This is a genomic window from Saccharicrinis carchari (genome assembly GCF_900182605.1).
Classification (GTDB): domain Bacteria; phylum Bacteroidota; class Bacteroidia; order Bacteroidales; family Marinilabiliaceae; genus Saccharicrinis; species Saccharicrinis carchari.
The window spans coordinates 1,003,499-1,029,981 of the sequence record NZ_FXTB01000001.1; the positions used below are offsets into that span (position 1 = coordinate 1,003,499).

23 protein-coding genes are annotated in these 26,483 nt (G+C 40.5%); 8 read left to right on the forward strand and 15 right to left on the reverse strand.

From position 1 onward, the window contains the following. Positions 1-650 precede the first annotated feature (650 nt). The gene (locus FN809_RS03545) at positions 651-977 is read right to left on the reverse strand and encodes an STAS domain-containing protein (RefSeq protein ID WP_142532075.1); all 327 of its coding nucleotides are present in this window, start codon (positions 975-977) and stop codon (positions 651-653) included. A gap of 15 nt (positions 978-992) precedes the next feature. Beyond that, positions 993-1,472, reverse strand: a complete 480-nt coding sequence (locus FN809_RS03550; RefSeq protein WP_142532076.1) for an Hpt domain-containing protein — start codon at positions 1,470-1,472, stop codon at positions 993-995. A 272-nt stretch (positions 1,473-1,744) separates the two neighbouring features. Between FN809_RS03550 and gcvT the strand changes: the two genes are divergently transcribed. The 4 genes from gcvT to fumC all read left to right on the forward strand — a co-directional run bounded on the left by gcvT (position 1,745) and on the right by fumC (position 6,863). Further along, positions 1,745-2,833 (forward strand): glycine cleavage system aminomethyltransferase GcvT, encoded by a 1,089-nt coding sequence (gene gcvT / locus FN809_RS03555; RefSeq protein ID WP_142532077.1) that lies wholly within the window; start codon positions 1,745-1,747, stop codon positions 2,831-2,833. Positions 2,834-2,968: 135 nt separating this feature from the next. Next, positions 2,969-4,039, forward strand: a complete 1,071-nt coding sequence (gene serC / locus FN809_RS03560; protein ID WP_142532078.1) for a 3-phosphoserine/phosphohydroxythreonine transaminase — start codon at positions 2,969-2,971, stop codon at positions 4,037-4,039. A 27-nt stretch (positions 4,040-4,066) separates the two neighbouring features. Next, the gene (locus FN809_RS03565) at positions 4,067-4,981 is read left to right on the forward strand and encodes an NAD(P)-dependent oxidoreductase (protein WP_142532079.1); all 915 of its coding nucleotides are present in this window, start codon (positions 4,067-4,069) and stop codon (positions 4,979-4,981) included. 487 nt (positions 4,982-5,468) lie between these two features. Continuing rightward, positions 5,469-6,863: a class II fumarate hydratase gene (fumC, locus tag FN809_RS03570; protein WP_142532080.1), complete on the forward strand. Its 1,395-nt coding sequence runs from the start codon at positions 5,469-5,471 to the stop codon at positions 6,861-6,863. Between the two features lie 35 nt (positions 6,864-6,898). On the opposite strand, the gene FN809_RS03575 is transcribed toward fumC, so the two are convergent. Then, complete coding sequence (locus FN809_RS03575; protein ID WP_142532081.1) at positions 6,899-8,167, reverse strand: LVIVD repeat-containing protein; 1,269 nt, start codon at positions 8,165-8,167, stop codon at positions 6,899-6,901. A gap of 174 nt (positions 8,168-8,341) precedes the next feature. On the opposite strand from FN809_RS03575, the gene FN809_RS03580 reads away from it, so the two are divergent. Together FN809_RS03580 and FN809_RS03585 are read left to right on the forward strand one after the other, a co-directional pair. Further along, positions 8,342-8,914, forward strand: a complete 573-nt coding sequence (locus FN809_RS03580) for a hypothetical protein (RefSeq protein WP_142532082.1) — start codon at positions 8,342-8,344, stop codon at positions 8,912-8,914. Between the two features lie 160 nt (positions 8,915-9,074). Then, positions 9,075-9,977, forward strand: coding sequence for a DMT family transporter (locus tag FN809_RS03585; protein ID WP_142532083.1), 903 nt, complete (start codon positions 9,075-9,077; stop codon positions 9,975-9,977). Positions 9,978-10,056: 79 nt separating this feature from the next. Here FN809_RS03585 and FN809_RS03590 read toward each other — a convergent pair whose 3' ends face one another. The 8 genes from FN809_RS03590 to FN809_RS03625 form a co-directional block, all read right to left on the reverse strand. Continuing rightward, positions 10,057-11,250, reverse strand: coding sequence for a MalY/PatB family protein (locus FN809_RS03590; RefSeq protein WP_142532084.1), 1,194 nt, complete (start codon positions 11,248-11,250; stop codon positions 10,057-10,059). A gap of 162 nt (positions 11,251-11,412) precedes the next feature. Further along, positions 11,413-11,901, reverse strand: coding sequence for a DUF4625 domain-containing protein (locus FN809_RS03595; protein ID WP_185957424.1), 489 nt, complete (start codon positions 11,899-11,901; stop codon positions 11,413-11,415). A 20-nt stretch (positions 11,902-11,921) separates the two neighbouring features. Next, entirely contained in the window at positions 11,922-13,022 is a 1,101-nt protein-coding gene (locus tag FN809_RS03600) for a GDP-L-fucose synthase family protein (RefSeq protein WP_317131252.1), read from the reverse strand. Positions 13,023-13,108: 86 nt separating this feature from the next. Continuing rightward, positions 13,109-14,224: a GDP-mannose 4,6-dehydratase gene (gene gmd, locus FN809_RS03605; RefSeq protein WP_142532087.1), complete on the reverse strand. Its 1,116-nt coding sequence runs from the start codon at positions 14,222-14,224 to the stop codon at positions 13,109-13,111. Positions 14,225-14,341: 117 nt separating this feature from the next. Then, on the reverse strand, positions 14,342-15,334 hold the full coding sequence (locus FN809_RS03610; RefSeq protein ID WP_142532088.1) for an SDR family oxidoreductase: 993 nt from the start codon (positions 15,332-15,334) through the stop codon (positions 14,342-14,344). A gap of 77 nt (positions 15,335-15,411) precedes the next feature. Then, entirely contained in the window at positions 15,412-16,941 is a 1,530-nt protein-coding gene (gene rny, locus FN809_RS03615; RefSeq protein ID WP_221929347.1) for a ribonuclease Y, read from the reverse strand. 106 nt (positions 16,942-17,047) lie between these two features. Beyond that, positions 17,048-17,338: a cell division protein ZapA gene (locus FN809_RS03620; protein ID WP_142532089.1), complete on the reverse strand. Its 291-nt coding sequence runs from the start codon at positions 17,336-17,338 to the stop codon at positions 17,048-17,050. A gap of 10 nt (positions 17,339-17,348) precedes the next feature. Further along, the gene (locus FN809_RS03625; RefSeq protein WP_142532090.1) at positions 17,349-17,789 is read right to left on the reverse strand and encodes a hypothetical protein; all 441 of its coding nucleotides are present in this window, start codon (positions 17,787-17,789) and stop codon (positions 17,349-17,351) included. A 58-nt stretch (positions 17,790-17,847) separates the two neighbouring features. Here FN809_RS03625 and FN809_RS03630 point away from each other — a divergent pair, with 58 nt between their 5' ends. Further along, positions 17,848-19,554 carry a M23 family metallopeptidase gene (locus FN809_RS03630; RefSeq protein ID WP_142532091.1) on the forward strand — a complete coding sequence of 569 codons (1,707 nt, stop codon included), beginning with the start codon at positions 17,848-17,850 and terminating at the stop codon, positions 19,552-19,554. A gap of 329 nt (positions 19,555-19,883) precedes the next feature. Continuing rightward, complete coding sequence (locus FN809_RS03635; protein WP_142532092.1) at positions 19,884-21,308, forward strand: type III PLP-dependent enzyme domain-containing protein; 1,425 nt, start codon at positions 19,884-19,886, stop codon at positions 21,306-21,308. Positions 21,309-21,388: 80 nt separating this feature from the next. Here FN809_RS03635 and FN809_RS03640 read toward each other — a convergent pair whose 3' ends face one another. The 4 genes from FN809_RS03640 to FN809_RS03655 all read right to left on the reverse strand — a co-directional run bounded on the left by FN809_RS03640 (position 21,389) and on the right by FN809_RS03655 (position 26,379). Beyond that, positions 21,389-22,738, reverse strand: a complete 1,350-nt coding sequence (locus FN809_RS03640) for an SGNH/GDSL hydrolase family protein (RefSeq protein WP_142532093.1) — start codon at positions 22,736-22,738, stop codon at positions 21,389-21,391. Positions 22,739-22,786: 48 nt separating this feature from the next. Continuing rightward, a complete protein-coding gene (locus FN809_RS03645; RefSeq protein WP_142532094.1) occupies positions 22,787-24,010 on the reverse strand; it encodes an OmpP1/FadL family transporter in 1,224 nt (407 codons plus the stop codon). 780 nt (positions 24,011-24,790) lie between these two features. Next, complete coding sequence (locus FN809_RS03650) at positions 24,791-25,204, reverse strand: acyl-CoA thioesterase (protein WP_142532095.1); 414 nt, start codon at positions 25,202-25,204, stop codon at positions 24,791-24,793. A gap of 128 nt (positions 25,205-25,332) precedes the next feature. Continuing rightward, positions 25,333-26,379 carry a threonine aldolase family protein gene (locus FN809_RS03655; protein ID WP_246095425.1) on the reverse strand — a complete coding sequence of 349 codons (1,047 nt, stop codon included), beginning with the start codon at positions 26,377-26,379 and terminating at the stop codon, positions 25,333-25,335. Positions 26,380-26,483 lie beyond the last annotated feature (104 nt).

A 26,483-nucleotide genomic window follows, 5' to 3' on the forward strand; every position in this document is an offset into this window, starting at 1 on the left:
AAAGGCCTTTCAAAAGATATGATCAGGAAATTATCTGAATACTTTAAAATGCTGCCAGAGGCATTTAATCGTCTATATAAACTTACCAATAAAGTAAACAGACATTTTAAGAATACCAGTTTGATGAATGCTATAAAAGTATGATAAGCAAGATAATGCACATTTTGCACAACCGAATGCTTGCTTCCGTTTTAGTATTCCAAAACCTTCCCTTGAAAAAGTAGGTTATAGACCTCACATTCTACAATAATAAAATTTTCAACATAAACAGATTAAGTAATGAAGTTAGCTACTGTTAATTTAATTACTGCATCGTGTTGCAAATAACAATAATCAAGGCATAATTAAAGGTGTAATTAATGGTACACAAATAAATATCCCGTTATTGTTAAGTCGTGTTATGTTCCTATCTGAAACAAGTTCAAATATTATCGAAACACATCAAATTAAACCGTTTAAGTCAGCCAATTAGAATTTAGTGCAGGTTATTCATTCAATAGAATTTCAGGTCTCGTTTGGGTCTCAATCGTTGTGCGTTGCGTTAAGCCTCATTACCAAAGCACCTAGGGCAAAGTAAAGGAAGAAATGGTTTTATGAAAACAGCCAGTCTGGCAATAAACAAAAGCAATAAAACACGCTACTTGCTTACCTTATTCAAGTATGCTTTCATCTTCACATATTTCAAACACTTTATCCAATTTCATCAGTGTCAGCAGGCTCATCACATCTTTGTGGATGCAACATAAAACAAAGGGGACATCTTTTTGCCGAGCTGTTTTTAAAGCCGATATGAGCACCCCAAAACCGCTACTGTCGATAAATTGAATATTCGACAAGTTAAGCACCACTTTACTATTGCTTTCGGATATTATTTTTGTGAGCACTCTTTTTACATCATCCGCTACTGCGGCAGTAAGTCTGTCCGAATCTTTAATACCGGCGACTACTATTCCGTTATTCATTCTTGTTTCAATCATAAGAGTATTTAAGGTTTAATAGGTACTTATCACTGTACTCAGCTCATCCCCAGCTTTTAAGCACAGGGTGTTAAATTTATCTATAAGATTTTGCAAAACATCTCGGTTTGCATTTTCAATCACCCACTCCACTCTATCTTTAGGGTAACTCTCCAGATTTAATTTTATTTTTTTTATCTCCTCTTCCTGCTCTTGCGTAACGCTTTCCTTTTCGGATAGTTCAATCACACGGAGCTGCTTAGCCAATAGTTCCGTATTTTTAAGGTCTATATTACCCAGCTCTTTCATCCCCATTGACATAACCGATGATTTGGCTTTGTGCGCAATAGCTGCCACTTTCATCCAATCATTGTTTAGCATACCTTCCGTAAAGCCATCCGTAAACTCTGGGATCTGATCTATAAATATCTCTACCAATTCTTTTATAATATCAGTATCTCCTTCTGCAATCCCCTCAAGATAAGTCAAATCGACGTATTTAAGATCCCCTTCCATAGAGCATGGCTTTTAATATTTAAATAGATTACAAATCTATGTTTTTTTATCATAAGAACATAAACCTGTAAGTTAATAATTCTTTATTGGACTTAAAGATATATATTCTTTAAAAAAAACAAATACTATATTGTATTTTTAGCGCCTCCTTCCCAATTATTTAGCCAAAACCTAAAAAGAAAGTAATTGTCATATTGCAAGGAATAACAATTGTATACATTTGTATCAGCAACAAAAACATTAAATATAAGACAATTAAAACGAACTAAGGTATGACCATTAAAAAAACTGCATTCCACGCCATCCATAACCGTCTACATGCCAAAATGATGCCTTTTGCCGGCTACGAAATGCCCATTGAATATACAGGTATAAGCCTTGAGCATCTTCAGGTTCGCAACGCAGTAGGTGTTTTTGACGTATCGCATATGGGTGAGTTTTGGGTTAAAGGACCCAATGCACTCGATTTTATACAAAAAGTTAGTTCAAACGATGCCTCCAACCTTGATGTGGGGCAGGCGCAATATGCTTATTTCCCTAACGGTAAAGGCGGTATCGTAGATGATTTTTTGGTTTATAAGTACGAAGAGGAAAAGTACCTGCTGGTGGTAAATGCTGCCAATATACATAAAGATTGGGACTGGTGTGTTAAAAACAATACTGCCGGAGCCGAACTGGAAAATGCATCCGATGCTATCTCGCAGTTGGCTATCCAGGGGCCAAAATCTATCGATACTTTGCAAAAAGTAACGGATATTGACCTATCCAAAATCCCTTTTTATAGTTTTGTAAAGGGTAAAATTGCCGGCGTAGAGGAAGTGATTATATCTAATACAGGATATACCGGAGCCGGTGGTTTCGAGTTATATATGTACAACAAAGATGCGGTACAAGTTTGGGAAGCAATATTTGAAGCGGGCAAAGAGTTTGGTATACAAGCGGTAGGTCTGGGAGCCAGGGATACCCTTCGGTTAGAAATGGGTTACTGTTTGTACGGCAACGACATCGACGAAACCACCTCTCCGATAGAGGCAGGCTTGGGATGGATTACAAAATTTACCGACAACAAACAGTTTATTGATAAGGAAACCCTGCTGGCACAGAAAACCCATGGCGTTAAGCAGCGTTTAAAAGGTTTTAAAATGATTGACCGAGGTATCCCACGTAAAGGATACCAAATTGTTGATGCCATGGACAAGGTGATAGGTCGCGTGACTTCCGGAACACAATCGCCTGTATTAAAAACGGGGATAGGCCTGGGCTACGTGGAAAGTGAAAAAGCTAAGCCGGGTTCCGAAGTTTTTATTAAGGTGAGAAATAAAACCCTAAAAGCCGAGATTGTAAAAACCCCATTTATATAATGATCGAGAAATATAAATGATAAAAATCATTAAATAGTAAATTACGCACAGATTAAATTCTATATTTTTCTATTTTTGCGAATAAATCATCAGCGAACTACAAATTACTTTAAGTAAGTTTAATATATTCAATTTATGAAAAAACACAATTTTTCCGCCGGACCATCCATTTTACCGGAATTTACCATTAAAAACACAGCCGAAGCAGTAACTAATTTTGCCGGAACAGGTTTATCTGTTATGGAAGTATCGCATCGTTCAAAAGAATTTGTTGCGGTAATGGACGAGGCCATTTCTACGGTTAAAGAATTATTGCACGTTCCCGCAGGTTATCACGTACTTTTTTTGGGAGGTGGCGCTAGCACGCAATTCTGCATGGCTCCGTACAACCTGCTAAAAACCAAAGCCGGTTATTTAAATACCGGAGCCTGGGCTGCCAAAGCACAAAAAGAAGCCAAGTTATTTGGTGAGGTAATAGAGATCGCTTCTTCTAAAGACAAAAACTACAATTATATCCCCAAAAAATTCGATGTACCATCTGATTTAGATTACTTGCACCTCACCACCAACAATACTATTTATGGTACAGAAACTAAAACCGATTTAGATCTTGGGGTACGGTTGGTAGCCGACATGTCGTCCGATATTTTTTCTCGTCCCGTGGACATCTCTAAATATAACCTTATATATGCCGGAGCGCAAAAAAACCTTGCTCCTGCAGGTGTTACGCTGGTTATTGTAAAAGAAGAAGCACTGGGAAAAATGGATAGGGCTATACCATCCATGTTAGATTACCGCACACACATAGCGGCCGCCTCTATGTACAATACACCTCCCGTATTGCCTGTTTATGCTGCGTTACAAACATTAAACTGGCTTAAAAACAATGGAGGCATTAGCACCATAAATAAAAAGAATATTGAAAAAGCTGCGGTTTTATACGATGAGATAGACAGCAACAAGTTTTTTAAAGCTACTGTTGAGGATCCTGAAGACAGATCCATTATGAACATTTGCTTTGTAATGCAGGATGAGTATGCCGATCTGGAAGGCGAGTTCATGCAGCTTGCCACTTCCAAAGGATGTGTAGGCATTAAAGGGCACCGCTCAGTTGGAGGTTTTAGGGCTTCTACCTACAACGCCATGCCTAAAGAGAGTATTGAAGTATTGGTAGCTGCCATGCAGGAATTTGCCGCCAAGCATTAAAAACAAAAAGAATTCAAGAAAATTATTATGACAAAAGTACTTGTTGCCACTGAAAAGCCTTTTGCTAAGGCTGCCGTGGATCAAATAAAAACAATTGTTGAAAACGCTGGTTTCGATTTTGCTTTGCTTGAGAAATATAACGATAAATCAGCTTTGTTGGAAGCCGTAAAGGATGCCACAGCAATGATTGTGCGTTCGGATGATGTTAATGCGGATGTTGTACGCGCTGCCAAAAACCTGAAAATTGTGGTAAGGGCAGGCGCCGGATACGATAACCTTGATTTAGATGCTTGTACTGCCAACAATGTGGTGGCAATGAACACACCGGGTCAAAACTCCAATGCCGTTGCCGAGCTGGTTTTCGGGATGCTGATTTCGATGGTACGTAATGCCTACAATGGAACTGCCGGAACAGAACTTAGAGGTAAAAAAATTGGTATTCATGCCTACGGAAACGTAGGTATCTACGTGGCCAAAATTGCCAAGGGAATGGGAATGGAAGTATATGCATTCGATCCATTTGTAAGCGCCGACAAAATAAAAGCCGACGGTGTTACCCCCCTTGATACTGTAGAAGAGCTCTACTCCACTTGTCAGTATGTTTCGCTGCATATACCGGCCACTGAAAAAACCAAAGAATCTATCAACTACGCATTGCTTAACAGAATGCCTAAAGGTGCGGTTTTGATAAATACTGCACGTAAAGAAGTAATCCACGCCGATATTGTTAAGCTGATGAAGGATAGAAGTGATTTTGCTTACATCTCGGACATTATGCCCGATAATAAAGACGATTTTGCCCCCTTTGAAGGAAGATATTTTTTCACTCCGAAAAAAATGGGGGCGCAAACCGCCGAGGCCAATATTAACGCAGGTGTAGCGGCTGCCAACCAAATTGTTGATTATCTTAAAAACGGCAATACTACCTACAAGGTAAATTAATACGCACTGTAGATGATACCATTGTAACAATAGTTACATGCAGCAGATAAAATAAAAATGGGCAACGCTTAAATGCAGTTGCCCATTTTTTTATACGCAAATTATATGTAGAATGACGAATTACGATAGTGATTTTCTTTAGTAAAAACGCTTTTAAAAACCCTTTGAACTCGATTTTTACTGCGGGGATTAGCCATAAGACACCTTGAACCATCAGAACAGCAAGCAGCGGTGCTATTCACTTCACCCATCGTGTTTATAGGATCTTATCTACGCCCAATACACCTATTTAATACGAGCGAACGAATCATGCTACCAAAACAATCCACATACAATACGGCTGTAAAACCATTAAAAAAAAACTTGCCATACACAATAAAACCCTAACTTAGGGTAGTAGTAGTTATTAAGAGATACGATTTTAAAGCCCAAAAGCTTCTTCAAGCAAAGGATTTAAAAAATTCAACTTACATATATTTTACCAATTATGGATTTTAGAATAGAAAAAGACACGATGGGTGAGGTTAAGGTACCTGCCAACAAATACTGGGCAGCACAAACACAACGTTCGCTCCTGAATTTTCCCATTGGCCCGGAAGCTTCGATGCCAAAGGAGATTATTCAGGCTTTTGGCTACCTTAAAAAGGCAGCTGCCTATGCCAATCACCAACACGGGGTGTTACCCAAGGAAAAACGCGATTTAATCGCTAAAGCATGCGAAGAGATTATACAAGGTAAATTAAACGACCAGTTTCCTCTTGTAATATGGCAAACAGGCAGCGGAACACAATCGAATATGAACTGCAACGAGGTGGTAGCCAACCGCTCGCATGTGCTCAACGGCGGAAAATTAGGACGAGGCAATATGCTGGTTCATCCTAACGATGACGTCAACAAATCGCAATCGTCCAACGATACTTTCCCTACAGCTATGCACATTGCAGCTTATAAAATGCTTATTGAAAAAACCATCCCCGGCATCGAAACCTTACAACATACCCTGGCTGCCAAATCAAAGGAAATGATGGAAGTAGTAAAAATAGGCCGTACCCATTTGATGGATGCCACACCACTGACTTTGGGGCAGGAGTTTTCGGCCTATGCCTATCAGCTGAGCTTTGGACTGAAAGCCCTGAAAGCTACACTGGCACATCTATCGCAACTGGCTCTGGGGGGAACGGCCGTAGGCACAGGGCTCAACGCGCCCGGGGGGTATGACATTACCGTAGCCAAATACATTGCTCAATTTACCGGTCTGCCCTTTATAACGGCCCAAAATAAATTTGAATCCTTAGCAGCGAACGATGCCATCGTGGAGAGCCATGGAGCACTTAAGCAAATTGCGGTGAGCCTGATGAAGATTGCCAACGACATTCGCCTTCTGGCATCCGGCCCGCGGTCGGGTATTGGCGAGATATCTATTCCCGAAAATGAGCCCGGTTCTTCCATCATGCCCGGAAAAGTGAACCCTACGCAGGCCGAAGCTTTGACTATGGTGTGTGCACAAGTAATGGGCAACGACGTAGCTATAATGGTGGGTGGTTCCAATGGTCATCTTGAACTCAACGTTTATAAGCCCATGATGATTTACAACTTTTTGCAAAGCGCCGAATTATTGGGTGATGCCTGTATGGCTTTTAACAACAATTGTGTGCTTGGCATAAAGCCGAATCATACGCGTATAAAAATGCATTTGGACAACTCTCTGATGTTGGTAACTGCACTTAACACGCACATTGGTTATTATAAGTCGGCTGAGATTGCCAAAAGAGCCCACAAAGAGGGAATTACCCTTAAACAAGCTGCTTTGGCACTAGGATACCTCAGCGCCGATGAATTCGACAAGTGGGTGGATCCCGGTAAAATGACCGGAACACTTTAAGGGGAAAAATGCATAAGTTTGTTTATTAAGGATAGCTAATTGCCATATACCTTAATATGGCTAAGCAGCTTTATATTTTTAATATCGGAGTAATCGTACTGGTATAAACCGTCTGTACCAATCATAAGTAATACATTGCCCAAGGGGATTACATCAAAGGCATTAATTTCTTTATAATGTGCTAATAAGTTATCGTCGATAGCCAAAGGGTCGCTGGCATCATATATTTTGAGTCCATCGTTACCATCGCACACAAATAAAATTTCATCGTCAATACCCAGGCCATAAGGCTCTCTCATGGGATACTCTTTTAACAGCTTAGGCGCTTCAATGGTTGAAATATCTATCACATCAAGCTGGCTTTCGATAGCCCCACATAAATTGCCACCGCGTAAAGTTACATAAGCATAATTACCATTTACTACCACCGGATCGCAGGCAGTAGCATGCTGAAATTGCGATATAAATTGCGGATTGGCCGGGTTTTGTAAACTATAAATATACATTCCGCTTTGTGCACCTATAAAAAGCATTTGCTCATATGGGAAAAGCGTTTCTATTTGCCAGCTTATAGGTATTTTTTTTGTAAATGCGGGATTAGAGGTATCCGACACATCAAATAAATGCAACGAAGCTTTATCTATGGCATAAAGAAAATTACCATACAATGTAAAACGAGCCATCGAACCACCCGTTCCTATGCCGGAGGCATTGACTTTGTTCATGGCGGCTTCTAAAGCAAAAAAACCTCTGTCCCACATAGGGAATCGAGGGTGCTGATAATAATCGTGGATAGCATCCGTTGTTTCATAGCTCACAGTATAACCAACAATAACTCCTTTGCTCATATCAAGTTCGGACAATATACCCTCACCATAATCGGGAATTATATACGGAAAAACACTGGTATCCCGATCCACCTCGCGTAGGTTACTCATATCGCTGATATCAATGGTAAGGAGGTCGATATAACTATCGGCATATAACTTATCACCTTTAACGGCCATGTCCACATTGCCGGGTATTTCAATAAAAGAAACGTTTTGCGGATTGGCGGGATTGGAATTATCGATCACATGAATACCTTTTTGATATTCGTTGATAAAAATAAAATCGTCCTTGAAGTATAGTTTTCCCGGTTGTTGCACCGTTTCTGCACTTTTTAAGGAAACAGACGAACGCAGGTCGGCGTAGCTCATGTATTTTGGATTGTTTACTTTAAATGTTTCCTCAATTTTATCGCTACAAGAAAATTGTATAAGCGCTGCGCTCATTAGAATAAAATAGGCTAATACTTTTTTCATGGTGTTTTTTTTTAGATCGTTAGATAATTAGAGCTTTTGGATGCTATTAAGTATGTACATGATGTAAAAAAAAGGTAATAGTTGCGTATTATTTTTTTATTACGCAACTTTTTATGCTTCAAACAGTCAGTATCATTGTATAGGCTTATATAAATATCATATAAAAACCCGGCTATGAAACTACGCGCAACCATTTTGCTTATTTTAATCCCTCTACTGGTTTACACCCAACAAACAAAAGAGCCCGCATTCCACATATGGGATAAGGGATATTGTAATTTCACCTCGTTTGGATATTTAATAGGATCAGGGCAAGATGAAAAAACTTTTGTTCCGAGTTTACAGATGGAACATAACTACCGCTTTAACAAGAATTTTGCTTTTGGACTCTACACCGGTGCGGATTGCTTAGACATTACCGTTGCAACAATAGGTCCTCATCTTAAAATATTTTTCCCTCATAGTAATAACAAAACATCGTTATTTATAGGTTCTGCTATAGGGGGGTCGCTGGTTTTAAAGGATAAAAAAATAGAACATGTTGAAATTACCGATACAGGAGGAGGCAGGTTTGCCAATATAGAGATTGGGATTTCCATACGCGACAAAAGTAAAATAGGTTTTTTTGTAGCCAGCGGATACCGGCACCAGCAAATTTCATATACCCTAAAAGATAGTAGAGTAAATAGCATAAATAAGGCGATTACCTACAATAGATTTGTTTTAAAGTTTGGGATAAGGATATGAGTTTTTAAGCCCTTACTATTCTCTTTTAAGTGGGCTATCCCATTCCCTTCCCTTAGCCCATTTTCTTCTAAAAAAGAATTTAGCTATTCTGAACATGGCTTTACCCACACAGATAATAATTAGAGTTATCTTTACGATTTAACTTTAAAATTACATTCACTTGGAACGTTCGCATAAGGTATCATTAATTTGGATGCATCTGGTTGTACTGATATACGGCTTTACTGCTATTCTGGGCAAGTTGATTGAAATGCAGGCCTTACAAATGGTGTGGTACCGAATGGCATTTGCTGCTATGGGACTGTTTGTTTATTTAATTGTAAGAAATAAACCAATAGTAAAAATACCTTTTAAAGAAACAGTTGCCTTGCTGGGTATAGGACTGGTGGTAGCCTCACACTGGATTGCTTTTTTTCATGCCATAAAAATATCCAACATATCGGTTACCCTTGGCGTAATATCTTCGGGTGCACTGTTTGCAAGCATTTTGGAACCATTATTTTTTAAAAAGAAAATCGATTGGCTCGAACTTTTAATCGGTATCTTTATAATACTGGGGCTATACATTATTTTTAGTTACGAATTGGAATATCTAAACGGAATTATTGTTGCCATTGTGGCCACTGTTTTAGCTACGGTTTTTACCATCTTAAACAAAAAATATACCACCCGATATCCGCCTACAATAATTAGTTTTTACGAAATGTTGGGCGGTTTTATAGGCATAAGCGTATATATGCTTTTTTCCGGTGGATTTGAAAGTGATTTTATAAAGCCAAGTACCATGGACTTTGTTTATCTTTTGATACTGGGATTGATTTGTACAGCCTTTGCGTTTGCCCTTAGCGTAGATGTAATGAAAGAGCTTTCGGCATACACCGTCATTCTCTCTATCAATATGGAACCCATCTACGGTATTCTACTGGCCTTTTTGATTTTTGGAGAATCGGAATATATGACCTGGGGTTTTTATGTGGGTGCCGCAATAATTTTAGCTTCGGTGTTTTTGTATCCTTTGCTTAAAAGAAGAAGAGTAAGGAAAATCAGGTCGATAGGACTATAGGCTCATAGCTTTTTGGTCAATAGGTGGGTAGGTCCTTATGTTTTTTGGGTTAATATCTGTTGGGCAGGTTTGGCATCGGTTAATATTGGCTCTGTTTATACACTTCATTTCTTACTTTAAGTATCCTCTTTAAGCCTTCTCCGATAACAGATTTTGGTGAACCTATGTTTAAACGCTGGAAACCGGCACCTTCCGTGCCAAAGGAAACCCCATCGTTCATTCCCACTTTACCCACTTCTATCAACGCTTTACGTAACTTGGCGGGCGAAAGACCCCACTTTCTGAAATCGAGCCACAGCAGATAGGTGGCCTCCGGCAGTACAAAGCCTACTTCGGGCATATTTTTAGCGATAAAATCCTGGACCATCAAAGCGTTTTCTTCCAGGTATTTTTTTAATGCTTCTAACCAATCTTCCCCATCATTGTAAGCAACTCTTAAAGCAACACCACCAAAGAGATTTCCCATATGTAGTTGCATAGCCCAGAGACGTTTGTGGAACCTTTTGCGTAATTTACTATCTGCAATTATGGCATATGCCGATGACAGCCCTGCTATATTAAAAGTTTTACTGGGTGCCATGCAGGTTATGATGCGATCGTTTATTTCAGGGAAAAGTTTTGCCATGGGCAAGTGCGAATGACCAAACAAGCACAAATCGCTGTGTATCTCGTCAGACACTATCATCACATCGTGCTTGATACAAATATCTGCTATGCGCTTTAACTCCTCTTTATTCCATGCTCTGCCTACCGGGTTATGCGGGTTCGAAAAAACAAATATTTTTGTCCTAGGATCGCTGGCCTGCGCCTCTAATAAATCAAAATCGATGGTATAATAACCCGCTTCCTCTATCAAAGTATTCCGCAACAACTCCCTTTGGTTTTCGGTAACGATAGAATAAAATGGAGGATACACCGGCGTTTGGATAATAACCTTATCACCCGGATTGCTGAATTCGTGCAGCGCTACCATAATTGAAGGAAGCACACCCGGCGAAAACTCGATCCACCCATCTTCAATATCCCAAAGATGTCTGTTTTTTAGCCAGTTAACAATAGCGCTCGTAAATTTATTGTCGCGGATAGTATAGCCATAAATATGATGCGACGCTCTATCTTCTAATGCTTTAACTACAGCCGGAGGAGCCTTAAAATCCATATCGGCCACCCAAAGCGGCAACACATCATCGGTTCCAAATACCATTTCCCTTAAATCCAGTTTGTATGCATCGGTACCTTCACGAGGTATTATTTCGTCGAAATTATAGTTCATGGCAATAAAAGATTGTGATTAATGATTAGTTGACTAATATCCTGCTATTAAAATGGAACAATTACATCCTGTTTACAAATAGGAATACATAATTTACCAACAAAAACATCCGGGACGGGATACGTAACGGATGTTTTTATTTAAATTACCGGCAGAAAATTGCTACTCAATAATTATTTCAACAGACGAATTGGCTATATTACCGGCCTTATCGGTACATTTTATATTTAACACGTAGGTACCTGTCCAGACCCGTTTAGGAATATTCTCGCCAAATAATGTTTCCTCTGTGAATTGCTGTTCTTTGCCGGATAAGGATATTTTAAACGCTTTATCTTTGGTAGGCTCCCACGGATCATCATCCACACCAGTGCTTGTTTTTAATGTGGCAGGCGCTGCTGTTTTGGTGTGTGTCAGCGTAAATTCCACCGCTTGCAGCTCTTCATTATCTTTAAATGTTCCTGAATACAAAAAAGGGTTAGTAATGGCATACTTCTGTCCGGAAGCTGCAGGCAATATTGTTTCAATAGTTGGTGCGGTAGTATCCGGCTCTGGTTGGGGTTCTTCCTTATTATCGTCGCCCCCACATGCCGTTAAAAACATGGTTACAACTGCCACTAATGCCAACATCCTTGTTAATTCGGTTCTCATATTATTTTTATTTATCATTATCATTTAACATATTGCGAAAACACTTTCTCGATGCCCTCTTTTAAACCGATGGAGGCGGTCCATCCCAGTTCGCTCATCTTTGAAACATCCAACAGTTTTTGATAGGTACCGTCGGGCTTTTCATTATCCCACTCCAGGTTACCGGTAAAACCAACGATATCTTTAATTAGCTCGGCCAATTCTTTTATAGATTGATCCTCTCCTACCCCAATATTGATATGAGTGTTGCGCACTTCAGCTCCCTTGCCTTGCACTAAATCATCGAAATCAACTTTTTCCATGGCATACACGCAGGCCTCGGCCATATCGTCGGAATGCAAAAACTCGCGACGGGGTTTACCCGTTCCCCACAGCTTTATAGAGCAAGCCCGTTGCCCGCCCTCTGTAGTAATTTGTATACCATATTTTGCCAATATATTCAACATCTGTGCCTGCGTAGCCTTACCTGTAAATCCTTCTACCGGTCTTTTATTCAAATCATTTTTTATGCCCTCCCAATTTTCATTTTCAAGGCATTTGCCAAGATACATTTTTCGTATTAAAGCTGGCAGAACATGTGATTTTTCCAAATCGTAATTATCATTAGGACCGTACAAATTGGTGGGCATCACCGATACAAAGTTGGTACCGTATTGTAAATTGTACGATTCGCACATTTTAATACCGGCAATTTTTGCAATGGAATATGACTCGTTGGTGTACTCCAGAATATCGGTCAGCAAATAATCTTCCTTTATAGGCTGCGGGCAATCCTTGGGATAAATACAGGAACTCCCCAAAAACAACAGTTTTTTAACTCCGGCTTTGTAAGCATGGTGTATCACGTTGTTTTGAATTTGGATATTCTCGTATATAAAATCGGCTCTATAAGTATTATTGGCCACAATACCCCCCACTTTGGCCGCCGCCAAAAAAACATAATCCGGCTTTTCGTTGGCAAAAAAATCTTCAACGGCTTTGGCATCTAACAAATCCAGTTGAGCTCGTGTTTTTACCACAATATTTCTGTATCCCTTTTGTTCAAGGCAACGAACAATGCCCGAACCCACCAAGCCGCGATGTCCGGCAATAAATATTTTACCTTGTTTATCCATCATCATTAATTATAAAAAAATCCGTTATAAATCATTGCCTTATGAGAGAAGCGCATGCTTTCCAAATTATTGGTTAAGTAGTAGGATACATACTATTCAAAATAATTCAAGGTTTTATATCCACCATCTTGCAAAAACTTGTCTTTTTTCATCAACTTGATGTCGTTTTCCATCATATCGTCTACCAACATATTTAAGTTGTATTTAGGTTTCCAACCTAATTTATCGTTGGCCTTTTTGGGGTCACCGATTAGCAACTCCACTTCGGTAGGGCGGAAATAACGCGGATCTACTTCCACCACGCAGCGATCGGTATCAATTTTAAAATCAGGATTATTACAACTAACAACATATCCTTTTTCTTCAACGCCCTCTCCTCTAAACTCAATGCTAACGCCAATATTGTTAAATGCCATACGCACAAACTCGCGCACCTCGGTTGTTATGCCTGTGGCTACCACAAAATCTTCGGGTTTATCCTGTTGAAGCATCAGGTACATAGCTTCTACATAATCTTTGGCATGCCCCCAGTCGCGCTTTGCCGATAGGTTGCCCAGGAACAATTTCTCTTGCAGCCCTAACCCTATACGCGCTACGGCACGGGTAATTTTACGCGTTACAAAAGTCTCGCCCCTGATGGGTGATTCGTGATTAAAAAGGATACCGTTACAAGCGTAAATATCATATGCCTCACGATAATTGACTGTAATCCAATATCCATACAATTTAGCCACTGCGTAGGGCGAACGAGGATAGAAAGGTGTTTTCTCCGATTGGGGTACTTCCTGCACCAAACCATAAAGCTCACTGGTAGATGCCTGATAGAAGCGGGTTTTTTTGGTTAATCCTAATAGCCTGATGGCTTCAAGAATGCGTAAGGTTCCGATACCATCGGCATTGGCTGTATATTCCGGCGTATCAAAACTAACGGCTACGTGCGACATGGCCGCCAGGTTGTAAATTTCGTCGGGCTGCGTTTCCTGAATAATGCGAATGAGGTTGGTAGAGTCGGTGAGATCGCCATAATGAAGAAAAAAGTTCTTGTTATCCACATGCGGATCCTGATACAAGTGATCAATCCTATCCGTATTAAAAAGTGAAGAGCGACGTTTGACACCGTGCACCACATATCCTTTTTTCAATAAAAATTCCGACAGATACGCTCCGTCCTGTCCGGTAACACCGGTAATTAAAGCAACCTTTGCCATGCTGTTTGTTTTATATTTATTTATATTCTTTTCTATCCCTTTGGAATAACAAAAAGAGAACCGTAAAAGGGCGTGTGCCTTGTGATATTTTGCTAATGCCTTACAGACCTTAATTTTTTATGGCGTGGATAAATTATTCCAATACCAATCTATGGCTTTTTTTAATCCCTCCTTAACACTGTATGTTGGCTTATATCCCAATAAATGTTTGGCTTTATCAATTGATGCGAGGGAATGCGGTACATCCCCTATCCTTTCGGGACCGTAATTCACTTTTACTCCACTTATCGCATTATCGTAGGTCGATAAAAACTCCTTTAAATAAGCGATGAGCTCATTTAGTGAAGTACGCTCTCCAAATGCCACATTATATACCGTGTTAACGGCTTCCATATTATTGGTAACCGCTGCCAGCTGATTGGCCTGTATCACATTATCGATAAAAGTAAAGTCGCGCGAAAATGAACCATCACCGTTTATTGTGGGCGATTGGTGCGCAATGAGTGCCTTAACAAACTTGGGTATAACGGCGGCATAGGCTCCATCGGGATCCTGTCGCTTACCAAAAACATTAAAATAACGCAAACCCACCAGTTCCATATCGTATAAGCGTGCAAAAACATCGGCATAAAGCTCATTTACATATTTGGTTACCGCATAGGGCGACAATGGCTTGCCAATTATATCCTCTACCTTAGGTAAAGATTCGCTATCGCCATAGGTTGATGAGCTGGCAGCATACACCACTCTTTTTATACCGGCGTCACGGGCAGATAATATAACATTGACAAAACCCGATATGTTTACATCGTTGGTAGTTTTAGGATCATTGATAGAACGTGGTACAGAGCCCAAAGCTGCCTGGTGGAGCACTAAGTGACAATCTTTGACAGCCTTATCGCAACCCTCGCGATTGCGAATATCCCCCTCCACCAATTTAAAATCCGGATTCGCTAAAAATGGTTCAATATTGATACGTTTCCCTGTGGAAAAATTATCCAGACAAACCACTTTATTATTCTGCTTTAACAGGCGTTCAATTAAGTTAGAGCCAATAAAACCAGCTCCTCCTGTAATTAAAACATTTTTATTTTTGATTTCTTCTTTCATACACAGCTACATTGGAGTTGGTCGCCAAATTAAACATCTTTATTTTGGCGACCTAAGCTTTTATGACCAATGCCTTATTATTTAGCGTAATTAACCGCTCTGGTTTCACGAATAACGGTAATCTTTACCTGTCCGGGATACGTCATTTCGGTTTGTATTTTTTTGGCTATTTCGTAAGATAGTGTTTCGGCATCCTTGTCCGACACTTTTTCGCTGCCTACGATAACGCGTAATTCACGACCTGCCTGTATAGCGTAGGTTTTCAACACTCCCGGATAATTCAGCGCCAGACTTTCCAAATCCTTCAAACGCTTAATGTAGGAATCAACCACTTCGCGACGAGCACCCGGACGGGCACCGGATATGGCATCGCAGACCTGCACCACAGGTGCTATCATGGTGGTCATTTCAACTTCGTCGTGGTGGGCGCCTATGGCATTACAGATATCCGGTTTTTCCTTGTACTTTTCGGCCAGTTTCATACCCAGTATAGCATGTGGCAATTCCGGATCCTCATCACTCACTTTACCAATATCGTGCAACAGTCCGGCACGTTTGGCTCTTTTGGGATTCAGTCCTAACTCGCTGGCCATTACGGCACACAAATTGGCTGTTTCGCGTGAGTGTTGCAAGAGATTTTGTCCGTATGAGGAACGATATTTCATTTTACCTACCAACTTAATGAGTTCGGGGTGCAGGCCATGAATACCCAAGTCGATGGTAGTTCTTTTTCCCGTTTCAATCATCTCCTCCTCAACCTGCTTTCGTACTTTATTTACAACCTCCTCGATACGTGCCGGATGAATACGGCCGTCGGTAACCAGCTGGTGCAGCGCCAGGCGGGCAATCTCACGACGCATAGGGTCAAAACCACTTAGCACAATGGCCTCTGGTGTGTCGTCCACAATTATCTCAATCCCTGTGGCTGCTTCCAGGGCACGAATATTACGACCTTCACGACCAATAATACGCCCTTTTATCTCATCGGAATCGATATGGAAGATGGTTACAGAATTTTCGATAGCATTTTCCGTGGCCACCCTTTGTATGGTTTGCAATACAATACGCTTAGACTCTTTATTGGCATTTATTTTTGCCTCGTCCATAATATCGTTGATGTACGACAGGGCTTCCGTTTTAGCTTCCGCCTTTAAAGATTCAATCAATTGATTTTTGGCCTCATCTGCTGTAAGACCCGAGATAGCTTCCAACTGCTCCAGATGTTGCTTTTGTACACGTTCCAGTTCGGATGACTTTTTTTCAACTAAGCTTAATTGACTCTCCAGGTTTTCCCGAATTGTTTCGGTTTCTTTACGTTTGCGCGAGAGCTCCTCCTGCTTTTGGGAAAAAACAGCTTCGCGTTGCTTCAGTTTGTTTTCTGCAACCTGTATTTTACTATTTCTACTGTTGATTTCCTTTTCGTGATCACTCTTCAGTTGCAAAAACTTTTCTTTGGCCTGTAATATCTTGTCTTTCTTTATTACTTCGGCTTTACTTTCGGCCACACGTAAGATCTTTTGGCTGTGCGATTTCAAAATCTTGCCATAAATCAGCCATGTGCCAAAAGAACCTATTAGCAGGCCAATTATTCCTATCATTATTTCCATTATAGTTATTATTAAATAAAACAAAACCGCAATTATCATCGCTATACAAGATGCAGTACATCTTATTGCAAAAACAATGCGGACCTTATTGACATATATAGTTTATCTACTCTTTTTCAAGAACATCGCTTAAATACTGATCCAGCTCACGAGCCATCTCAATAATAGGCGAAACATCCCTCTTCTCCTCCAACTCCAGAAGTTTATTTACAAACTGTAAAGCGGCCATTCCCAAAAAGTCTTGTGGATCTTTGTCGGAATAGTGTTGTTTATATTGTAATACCTTATCGTTGATCAGTTTGGCCGCTTTCCGGATACGCTCTTCCTCCTTACGCTCAATCCGCAAAGGATAAAACCTATCGGCCACATTTACGCGTATTGAAAGTTTATCGTCCACCGGCTTTCTGTTATTTGTTTAAAAGAGCAATGCATTTATCAATTTCCCGCACAATCTGGTTGATTCTTATTTTGGCAAAGTGAACGTCTCCACCGCTTGCCTCCATCGTTTTAGAAAATTTTAATGTATTGTATTTTTCTTGTAAATTGGCCATCTCCCTATGGGATTTTTCCAATTCTGCAGCAAGCTGATCGTTTTGTTTTTTTAAAAGCCTGTTATCGGACTTAACACTACCATAACGCTCAACTAACTGCGATATTTTATATTGCAAATTATGTACTATTTCTATATTTTCGTTTGCCATATTCACAAAAATGCCACACAAAGTTAACATTGCATTTAAAAAATAAAAACAAAGGTCTGTTTTCTTTTTATTAACCGCTTTAAGTAATTGGAGCGAACAGCTTAAAATTAAAGTTTTACACTTAAAAAAAAGTGTGTTTTTTGGCATTGTGCGTAAAAATAACTAAAGTTGCCACCACATTTAAAAGAGATAAAATATCCGTTCCATGATTAAAATCAACACTGTTTTTATTGTCGCAAGTATTCTGCTCGGCTCCTTTACCAATGCGCAACAACCACCTGCAGCCAATTTTATTTTTCCCATGGAAATTACACCCAGCGTGAGTGGATCGTTTGCCGAATTACGCAGCAACCATTTTCATTCGGGGATTGATTTGTCAACCCAAGGTAAAATAGGTGTGCCTGTAAAAAGCATGGATTCAGGTAAGGTGTCACGCATTAAGGTTTCACCCGTGGGTTATGGCAATGCTGTTTATATAAATCACCCCAATGGCTACACTACGGTTTACGGACACCTGAACAGTTACGCGCCTAAAATTGATTCTGTTATCACAGCTCAGCAATATAAAAAACAATCTTTTGCCATTGATTATTTTCCGGTAGAGGATATACCTGTTGCCCGCGGCGAAATAATCGGATTTTCGGGAAACACAGGAAGCTCTAGCGGACCGCACCTTCATTACGAAATTAGGGACACAAAAACCGAAGAACCTTTGAACCCTTTTTTCTTTCAGGAAATTATTCGAGACGATGTACGTCCCAAATTACTTAAAATCAGACTGTATCCCTTGGGGGAACGTAGCGCTATTAACGGAGTTAATAAAGCTAAAAATTATGATATTGTATTTTACGATGGTGCCTATCACCTGAAAGGCAAACCCAAAATTTATGCCAGCGGACACATTGGTGTAGGTATTGAGATGCTGGATTACATGACTGGTTCATGGAAAAAATGCGGAGTGTACAAACTGAATATGAAGGTTAACGGGGAAGATTATTATAGTTGGAAACTCGACCGTTTTTCGTTTTACGAATCCAGATACATCAACAGCCATATTGATTATGCGTACAAACAAAATAATGGTAAGCGTTTTGAGCGATGTTTCCGCCAGCCTGGTAACCGCCTTAGCATATATGGCTCAAACAAAAACGACGGTGTTTTTTTTATGGACAGTTCTAAAACAATTCATATTGAAGTTGCAGATGCGGCCAAAAATATATCGAATTTAAAATTTGAACTTTCACAAGGCAAAGAGCTTAGTATTGAGCATAACTTAAATACCACAAAACTATCCTATTTACACGAACATTTGTTACAAAACGAACACATGCAATGCTTTATTCCTAAAGGTGCCCTGTATGATGATACCGACATAAGTATTGAGGCCCAAAACGATACCGACAAGGGAATGATATATCAGGTAGGCCGTAAGGATATTCCGCTTCATAAAAGCATACATATTTCTGTAGCATTGCCACAGCATCTTGAAAAATGGAAGGATAAAGTAGCCCTGGCGAGCATCAATAAATCAGGTAAAAAACAATATGCAGGTGGATATGTTAAAAACGACAGCATTAAATTAAAAACAAGAGATTTTGGTAAATATATTGTAGCCATAGATACCATTGCCCCTAGCATAAGAGCGCATCAAAACATACGTGGCAGAGTATTCCGAACCAATTCAAAATTTGTTTTTACCTTGCATGACGATTTTTCGGGAATCGCTTCGTACAATGGTTATTTAAACGATAAATGGACCCTATTTGAGTACGACGCAAAAAACCGAAAGTTAAGCTGCCCCCTTGCTAAAGCACCTATCGAAAAAGGTGGTAAATACCGGTTTAAGCTAGTGGTAAAAGACAATTGCGGTAACGAAAAAATATTAGAAAGCCATTTTACCGTTGGGGGTTAACTTCTTTATTTATAACAAGCAAGCCCCTTAAGTAAAATGCGGGTAGCAGGATGTTTTTTTTCAAACAGATCCCCGTATTCTATGGTCAGATGGCTTACCTGCGTATCACAAAATCAGCCCGTAACAAATTATTGAACTTTAACGGATTCAGCGCACGGGATATCAATAAAAAAACATTTCTTTGCACTTTGTGCCAAGCCTTATTACAAATTAGGCTAAACAATTAATTATTAGCATCGTGCGCTTATATTTATCCGGAATAATTACTGTATTTTTAACCTACGTTTGTTTATTACTTATTAGTTTTCACTTTGGTTTATTATCTGTAAATGAAAAATACTTATTTTGATTTGATAGAGCAGAGTTATTACTTTCCGCAGGAGGGTTTTGACCTTAGAGATAATTCTTTGACTTTTCATGGTGTTTCGCTTAAATACTTAATAGAAAAACATGGAACACCTTTTAGGTTTATCTATTTACCCAAGATTGGCGATCAAATAAAAAAAACGAGAAATCTATTTAACCGTGCCATTAATAATAATGCCTATACCGGTAAGTATCACTTTTGTTATTGTACCAAATGTAACCATTTTTACCACGTTATAAAAGAAGCTCTCAAGCACAATGTTAATCTGGAAACTTCTTCTTCATTCGATATTGACCTAATACTCAACCTCCACAAGAAGAAACAGATAGACAAGGCCCGCATTATCATTCATAACGGGTATAAAACCGACGATTACCTTGAAAAGATAGTGAGATTACAGGAAATGGGTTTTAAAAATTCCATTGTGGTATTAGACAGTATTAATGAGTTACGTCGTCTGCTAAAAATAAACAGCACCGAAAAAATTAAGGTTGGCATCCGCATGGCCATCAGCGAGGAGGCGCAATCGGCTTATTATACTTCGCGACTGGGTATTCCGCCATCCGAAATTATAAATTTTTTTAAGGAGGAGATACGCGACAACGACAGAGTGGAACTAAGGATGCTGCATTTTTTTGTGGATTCAGGGATCAAGGACACCCTTTACTATTGGGGCGAATTCCAGAAAGCGCTAAAACTATATATTGAGCTTAAAAAAGAAAGCCCCAACCTACATTGCTTTAATTTAGGTGGAGGATTCCCCATACGCAATCATCTGGGCTTTGAGTATAATTATGAGTACATGATTAACGAGATTATCGCCAATATTAAACAGGCCTGTGCTAAAGAAAATGTGCCCGATCCGGATATATTTACCGAGTTTGGTAAATATACCGTTGGTGAGTCGGGCGCCATTATATTTGAGGTACTGGAGCAAAAACAACAAAACGATGCCGAAACCTGGTACCTGATAAACAATAGTTTAATGAATACCATACCGGATGCCTGGTCCATACACGAGAAGTTTATATTGCTGCCCGTAAATAAATGGAATAATGAGTATGGCAGGGTGCACATTGGTGGTATTAGCTGCGATCATTCCGATTATTACAACTCGGAGGATATGAACCAGGAAATATTGCTACCCAAGTATGATGAGTTTAACGAAGAAGATGACCGAAAAGAGCCCTTGTACCTCGGTTTTTTTCATACAGGAGCCTATCAGGATTCTATCAGCGGCTATGGTGGTATAAAGCATTGTCTTATTCCTTCGCCCAAACATGTAATTGTAGATCGCGACGAGCGCGGAAACATAGTAGACTATGTTTATCGTGAGGAACAATCAGCCGCCGATATGTTTCATATATTGGGGTATAATAAGGAATAGAATGGTTGTTAACTTCTCATCCATAATAAAAAAAGCCCGGCAATACCGGGCTTTTTTTTAAAAATATAAGATCCTGCAATTTACGGATAGCTCACTGTTTCATAACTATTTATAGCCGCTTGAGGGATATTGGTATTATATTGCTTGTTGATGGCTTTGATAAATGCATTGGCAATAATGGCCGAACCGCGGGCCGTGGCATGAATCCCGTCCAAGGAAAAAATTCCCCCAGAAATAAAAGTAGAGGTATATGTATGTCCATCCAGCAACAGGCCTGTAGTACCGGCTTCTTGCATCAAGGCGTTCAAATCAACAAAGGCCAATCCGTATTGGTTGGCTATGCTTTTAATGGTTTGATTGTAGGCCTCGGTTGCGGCATCAATATCAGCCACATCGTCTGCATCTAACACATATTCCTCAGGTATTGGCATTTTGGATCCCCAGCCCACTTCCGTATCTCTGATATTGCTTAGTGCAGGCAGCAGCACTTTCTCGCCATTTTTAATTTGACGTATCTTTCCGGGATGCGCATAATCATCATCTGCAATTACCAATGCGTTTTTACCTTTCACAAATTCTATTTTTGCTAAGCCCATTGCTTCAGATCCTGCGTTGTATTGTGCATACCCGGCATTTAGCAAATCGGCGGTAGCCTGATCAATTTCCAAAGCATCATAAGGTATTGCATCAAAGTAAGGCAAGGCTTCAATATCCGGTACATTAGCGATAACCCCTAAGGTAGAGCCCCGAAACAATTGAGCGGCTATGGCGCCCATATAATTGGCAAACATATTAGGGTTTGTAATTGAATCTGCCTCGCCCCCTGCGAGAGCATAGGTGAGCACATCGTTGCCACCTATCCAAAGCGATACAAAAGTTGGGTTTTGCGCCAAGGCATCTGCCAACACGCTGGTGTTCATACTGCTTGCAAAGCGGCTAAAAAAAGGATTTGCTTGCGAATAATAAGTTAAAGGATCGGCATTAACAACCGTGGCCAACAAATGAAAGGATTTGGCTCCCGGAACACCCAGGTTGTTGATTGGGGTGCTGGCATCGTAAACCCGCTCGGCAAATATATCTATGTTTCCGGGGTTAGGCACAGGGGCCATCCCCTGATCCACTATTTTTAATTGAAGATAACCCGCTCCTGTACTGCCCACACTTCCATCCAACCTTACCCATGGCTGTGTAAAACCTTTATTACCTACCGAGGCCAACTGCCCGGCTATAATATTAGGGAAGCTACTCTGCTGTCCCCTGCTGCCCAGGGCGCCATCGGTATATCCGGCCGTATAGGAATCGCCAAGCGCCACGAAGGTAGAAAAATCGACCTCTCCACTTGAAGGTTTAAAGTCCTTGTGTTCAACTTCGCACCGCGTAAACAGCACAACAACAAGTAACAATAGGGTATATTTAATTTTATGTATCATCTTAATATTCTATTGAAAAGTTTAATCTTAATTTATTTCAGGTACCACCTAAAAAGCATAAGTAATACCTATTCCGGGTATAATGGCTCTACTATTATAAGTGCCATAAAAATTGGCCGGTTGGTATCCGGCATCGCGCTCCATACCGGTTATATAAAGAAAGGAGGCATCCACGCTCCATTTGTCGTTAAGGAAATAAGAAGCACCCAAGGACATACCCACTTTATTCATTCCCGGCGTTTCCGGATTAAGGTATTCGTCGGAGATCGGGGTCTCGTCGAAATAAGCTCCTGCCCTAACAATGAGCTTATCGCTGAATAGGTACTCGGCTCCCAAACGGTATATCATAGTGTTTTTGTATTCTCTGGGGTTGTACGAATCGAATAATTGTGGTGTATTCTGTTGAAAATCGAACACCAGTTCCTGATAGGCATCCCAAAAAACATATTGCAAGTCGGCGGCCAAGGTTAGTTTATTGTTCACTTTATACCCTGCACCCAAAGTAAGGTTGGCGGGCAATGGCAGCTCGGCATCAAATTTATTTTTAGCAGGGAAAGCAGCGGATAGCCCTGGAGCCACAAAAAAATCGGCATCGCCCCCCTCCATTTCCATGGCCACCTTTGATCGGTAATCCAATCCAAAGGATAGGGCATCGCTAGCCTGATAATACAATCCGGCATTAAAACCGAAGGACGTAGTTGTTCCATTAATATTGACATGCGCCTCACCATCAGGCCCCATTAGCGGTAAAGCTTTATTTAAATCAACACCTCCAAAAACAATCATGGCTCCGGCACCAAAACCCAGTTTATCACTTATTTTAAACGACAAGGTTGGCTGTACAACAATAGCCCTGAGCGATATATCCTGTATAAGATATCTTCCATCCCAATCCTCCTTCCAAGCCAGGGAATTACCAAAGGGTGTGTTTATCCCCAAACCGGCCACCAACCTGTCCGATAAGCGAGCTGCTCCATAAAAGTAAAAAGGGGTACCCGTTGGGCTCTCCGTTTCTGTCTGGTATGTGGAGTTTTGCTTTGAAAAAGTAACATTAGAAAACACAAAACTACCTCCTAAGGTAATATCATAATTTTTTTTCATTAATCCCAAAGCACCGGGATTAAAGTGAACCGAAGAAGCGCCAAGCATTAGTGCCGTTCCGGTATGTCCCATGGCCGTGTTCTTTTGGCTTTGAACATTTACCTGGTATCCTTCGGCATGGCTATTGATGGCTAAAGCAGCCAGCCAAATCACAATAATAAATCTATTCATCGTATTTAATTTTTTACAAACTCAAAAAACATCGCAACGTACTAACAATATTTTTTTTAGTATATATAGCACTGCCAAAAAATGAGCATGCCACAAACAATTACTACTTTTAACTTTATTGGTCACATCGTCAAATGAAAAAGGTTGGCCGTATTGAATAATAGGCAGGACGCCCGGGCCGGTAACTAATAATTTTTATATTTGTCACTACCTACAAATTACATTACAACCCTATGTACGCATGAATAGCCTGCTATGTGCTTAACAAATCGTTAAATACTGGTGCTGCTGAAGTACAAGCTTTTATTGCAGGCTTTACCAAATTATTCAATGACTACCGGGATGGGAAACAAAAATACATCCGGAGATAATCCAAAGGCAACCAGCAAAAGGTTGAGGCGATTGTTGCTTTGACAGGCCTACTCCGGATTGTTATTTTTAGATGAACTTTTCAGTCGTCTCCTTCCACATCGCCGTATAGGTTACGAACGATCCTCAAAGATCTTTCTACACGGAACAATAGTACTTTACTTATTCCGGGCCACGTTTTAAACCTGTGGCCGAGCTGTGTACCCGCATCGTTAGCTTGGAAAAAGGGAAAGTAACTAACAATGTTATTAGCTCCGGGCAAATCATGGAACGTTTAGCGCGTTATTTTTTGCGGTTTGATGTTTCACGGGCCGCAAATTGAGGGTAAACTCAAGGAACCCTGTACTTTATTTTTAATCTTGCTTTAATAAGAAAAGAGCCGTTATTCCTGACCAGGCCTTACTTAACAACCTACCCTTTCCTAAACCTATCCAGCGCCTCCCCTATTTCCGTGCATATACCCAGCTTACCATTTATCAAGGTCGTGGTGGTGATTGCCGCCTTGAGGCATAGTTTTTCGTCGGCCAGGCGGTAAATATCCTGGTAAAACATATACTTTACGCCTTTGTGCTCACACCTCAATCTCACCACAAAAACATCATTGCTGCGAAGCGGGTATTTGTACTGCATATCGGCGCGCGCCACAACAGCCAGAATATTGCGTTGGAACAGATTGGCAAAGTTAACGCCTATCGAATCCAGAAATTCGTGGCGCGTATGTTCCAGGTAATTTTGATACACGGCATTGTTCACCACCCCTTGCAGGTCGCACTCGTAGTCTCTTACCTTAAATTCCAGTTCAAAGTCGTATGTAGTTTTGTTCATATCAAATTTATATTACTATGCTAACCCACTGCCTTTCTGCTAACACTAACAGATCTGGGCCACATTAGGTTATACCTTTTACACTCATCCCTCTCCGCATCCCTCTGTGCCGTATCAATGCACGCGGCTTAAGGGTGCTGACAGGTCTCCGCTACTTCCCTTTTTATCAGTGCAACCAAATCATCAATATCTTCCTCCCGGGTATCAAAGGAGCACATCCATCGCACTTCCGATTTGTGTTCGTCCCACACATAAAAAAAGAATTCTTTTTGCAAGGGTGCAATAATTTGGGGCGGAACAATGGCAAATACCCCATTGCTCTGCACCTCCTGGGTGATTTTTATCTGTGGGATGGCCTTAAGCTTTACAGCCAGTTTCTGGGCCATTTTATTGGCATGGAAGGCATTCGTACGCCATAAATTGTCCGATAGCAAAGCCTCAAACTGCGCAGCAGTATAGCGCATTTTAGAGTGGAGCTGGGCTGTTTGCTTACGTATATATTTTACCGCCCCGGTAGGCTGCTTAAAGAACAATACAGCCTCGCCGAACATTAAACCATTTTTAGTACCTCCAAAAGAGAGTACGTCCACACCGGCATCTATTGTCATCTCCTTAAAAGTACAATTTAATGCCGCAGCCGCGTTGGATATCCTGGCTCCGTCCATGTGCAGGTACATGTTATTTTGATGCGCATAATCTGCAATTTCCCGTATCTCTTCAATCGCGTATAAAGTACCCAGCTCTGTGGCCTGGGTAATGCTCACCATACCCGGCTGCGAGTGATGCTCAAACCCTATGCCGTGCATTTGCGCCGCAATGTTTGCGACCGTGAGTTTTCCATTATCCGTTTGCACAGGCAACAATTTACACCCCGAATGCTTTTCGGGAGCACCGCACTCGTCCACGTTTATATGTGCCGTTTCGGGGCAGATAACCGAATGATACGGTCTGGTCAACGCCTGAATGGCAATTACATTGGCACCGGTTCCGTTATATACAAAAAACACATCGGTATCCATTCCAAATAATTCCCTGAACTTCTGAATCGTTCTGTGCGTTAGTTCATCACCGCCATACCCCACAGCATGGCCATTGTTTGCATTGGTCAATGCTTCGAGCACTTTGGGGTGAACCCCGGAGTTATTGTCGCTGGCAAAACCTCTTATTCTTCCCATATACAGATTTTTTAAAGTCCGAATTTGCAAAGAATTATTGTAAACTTATACCCCTTAACCTAAAAAAAAGCCGATACATTTATGTACCGGCCTCCACAGTTAAT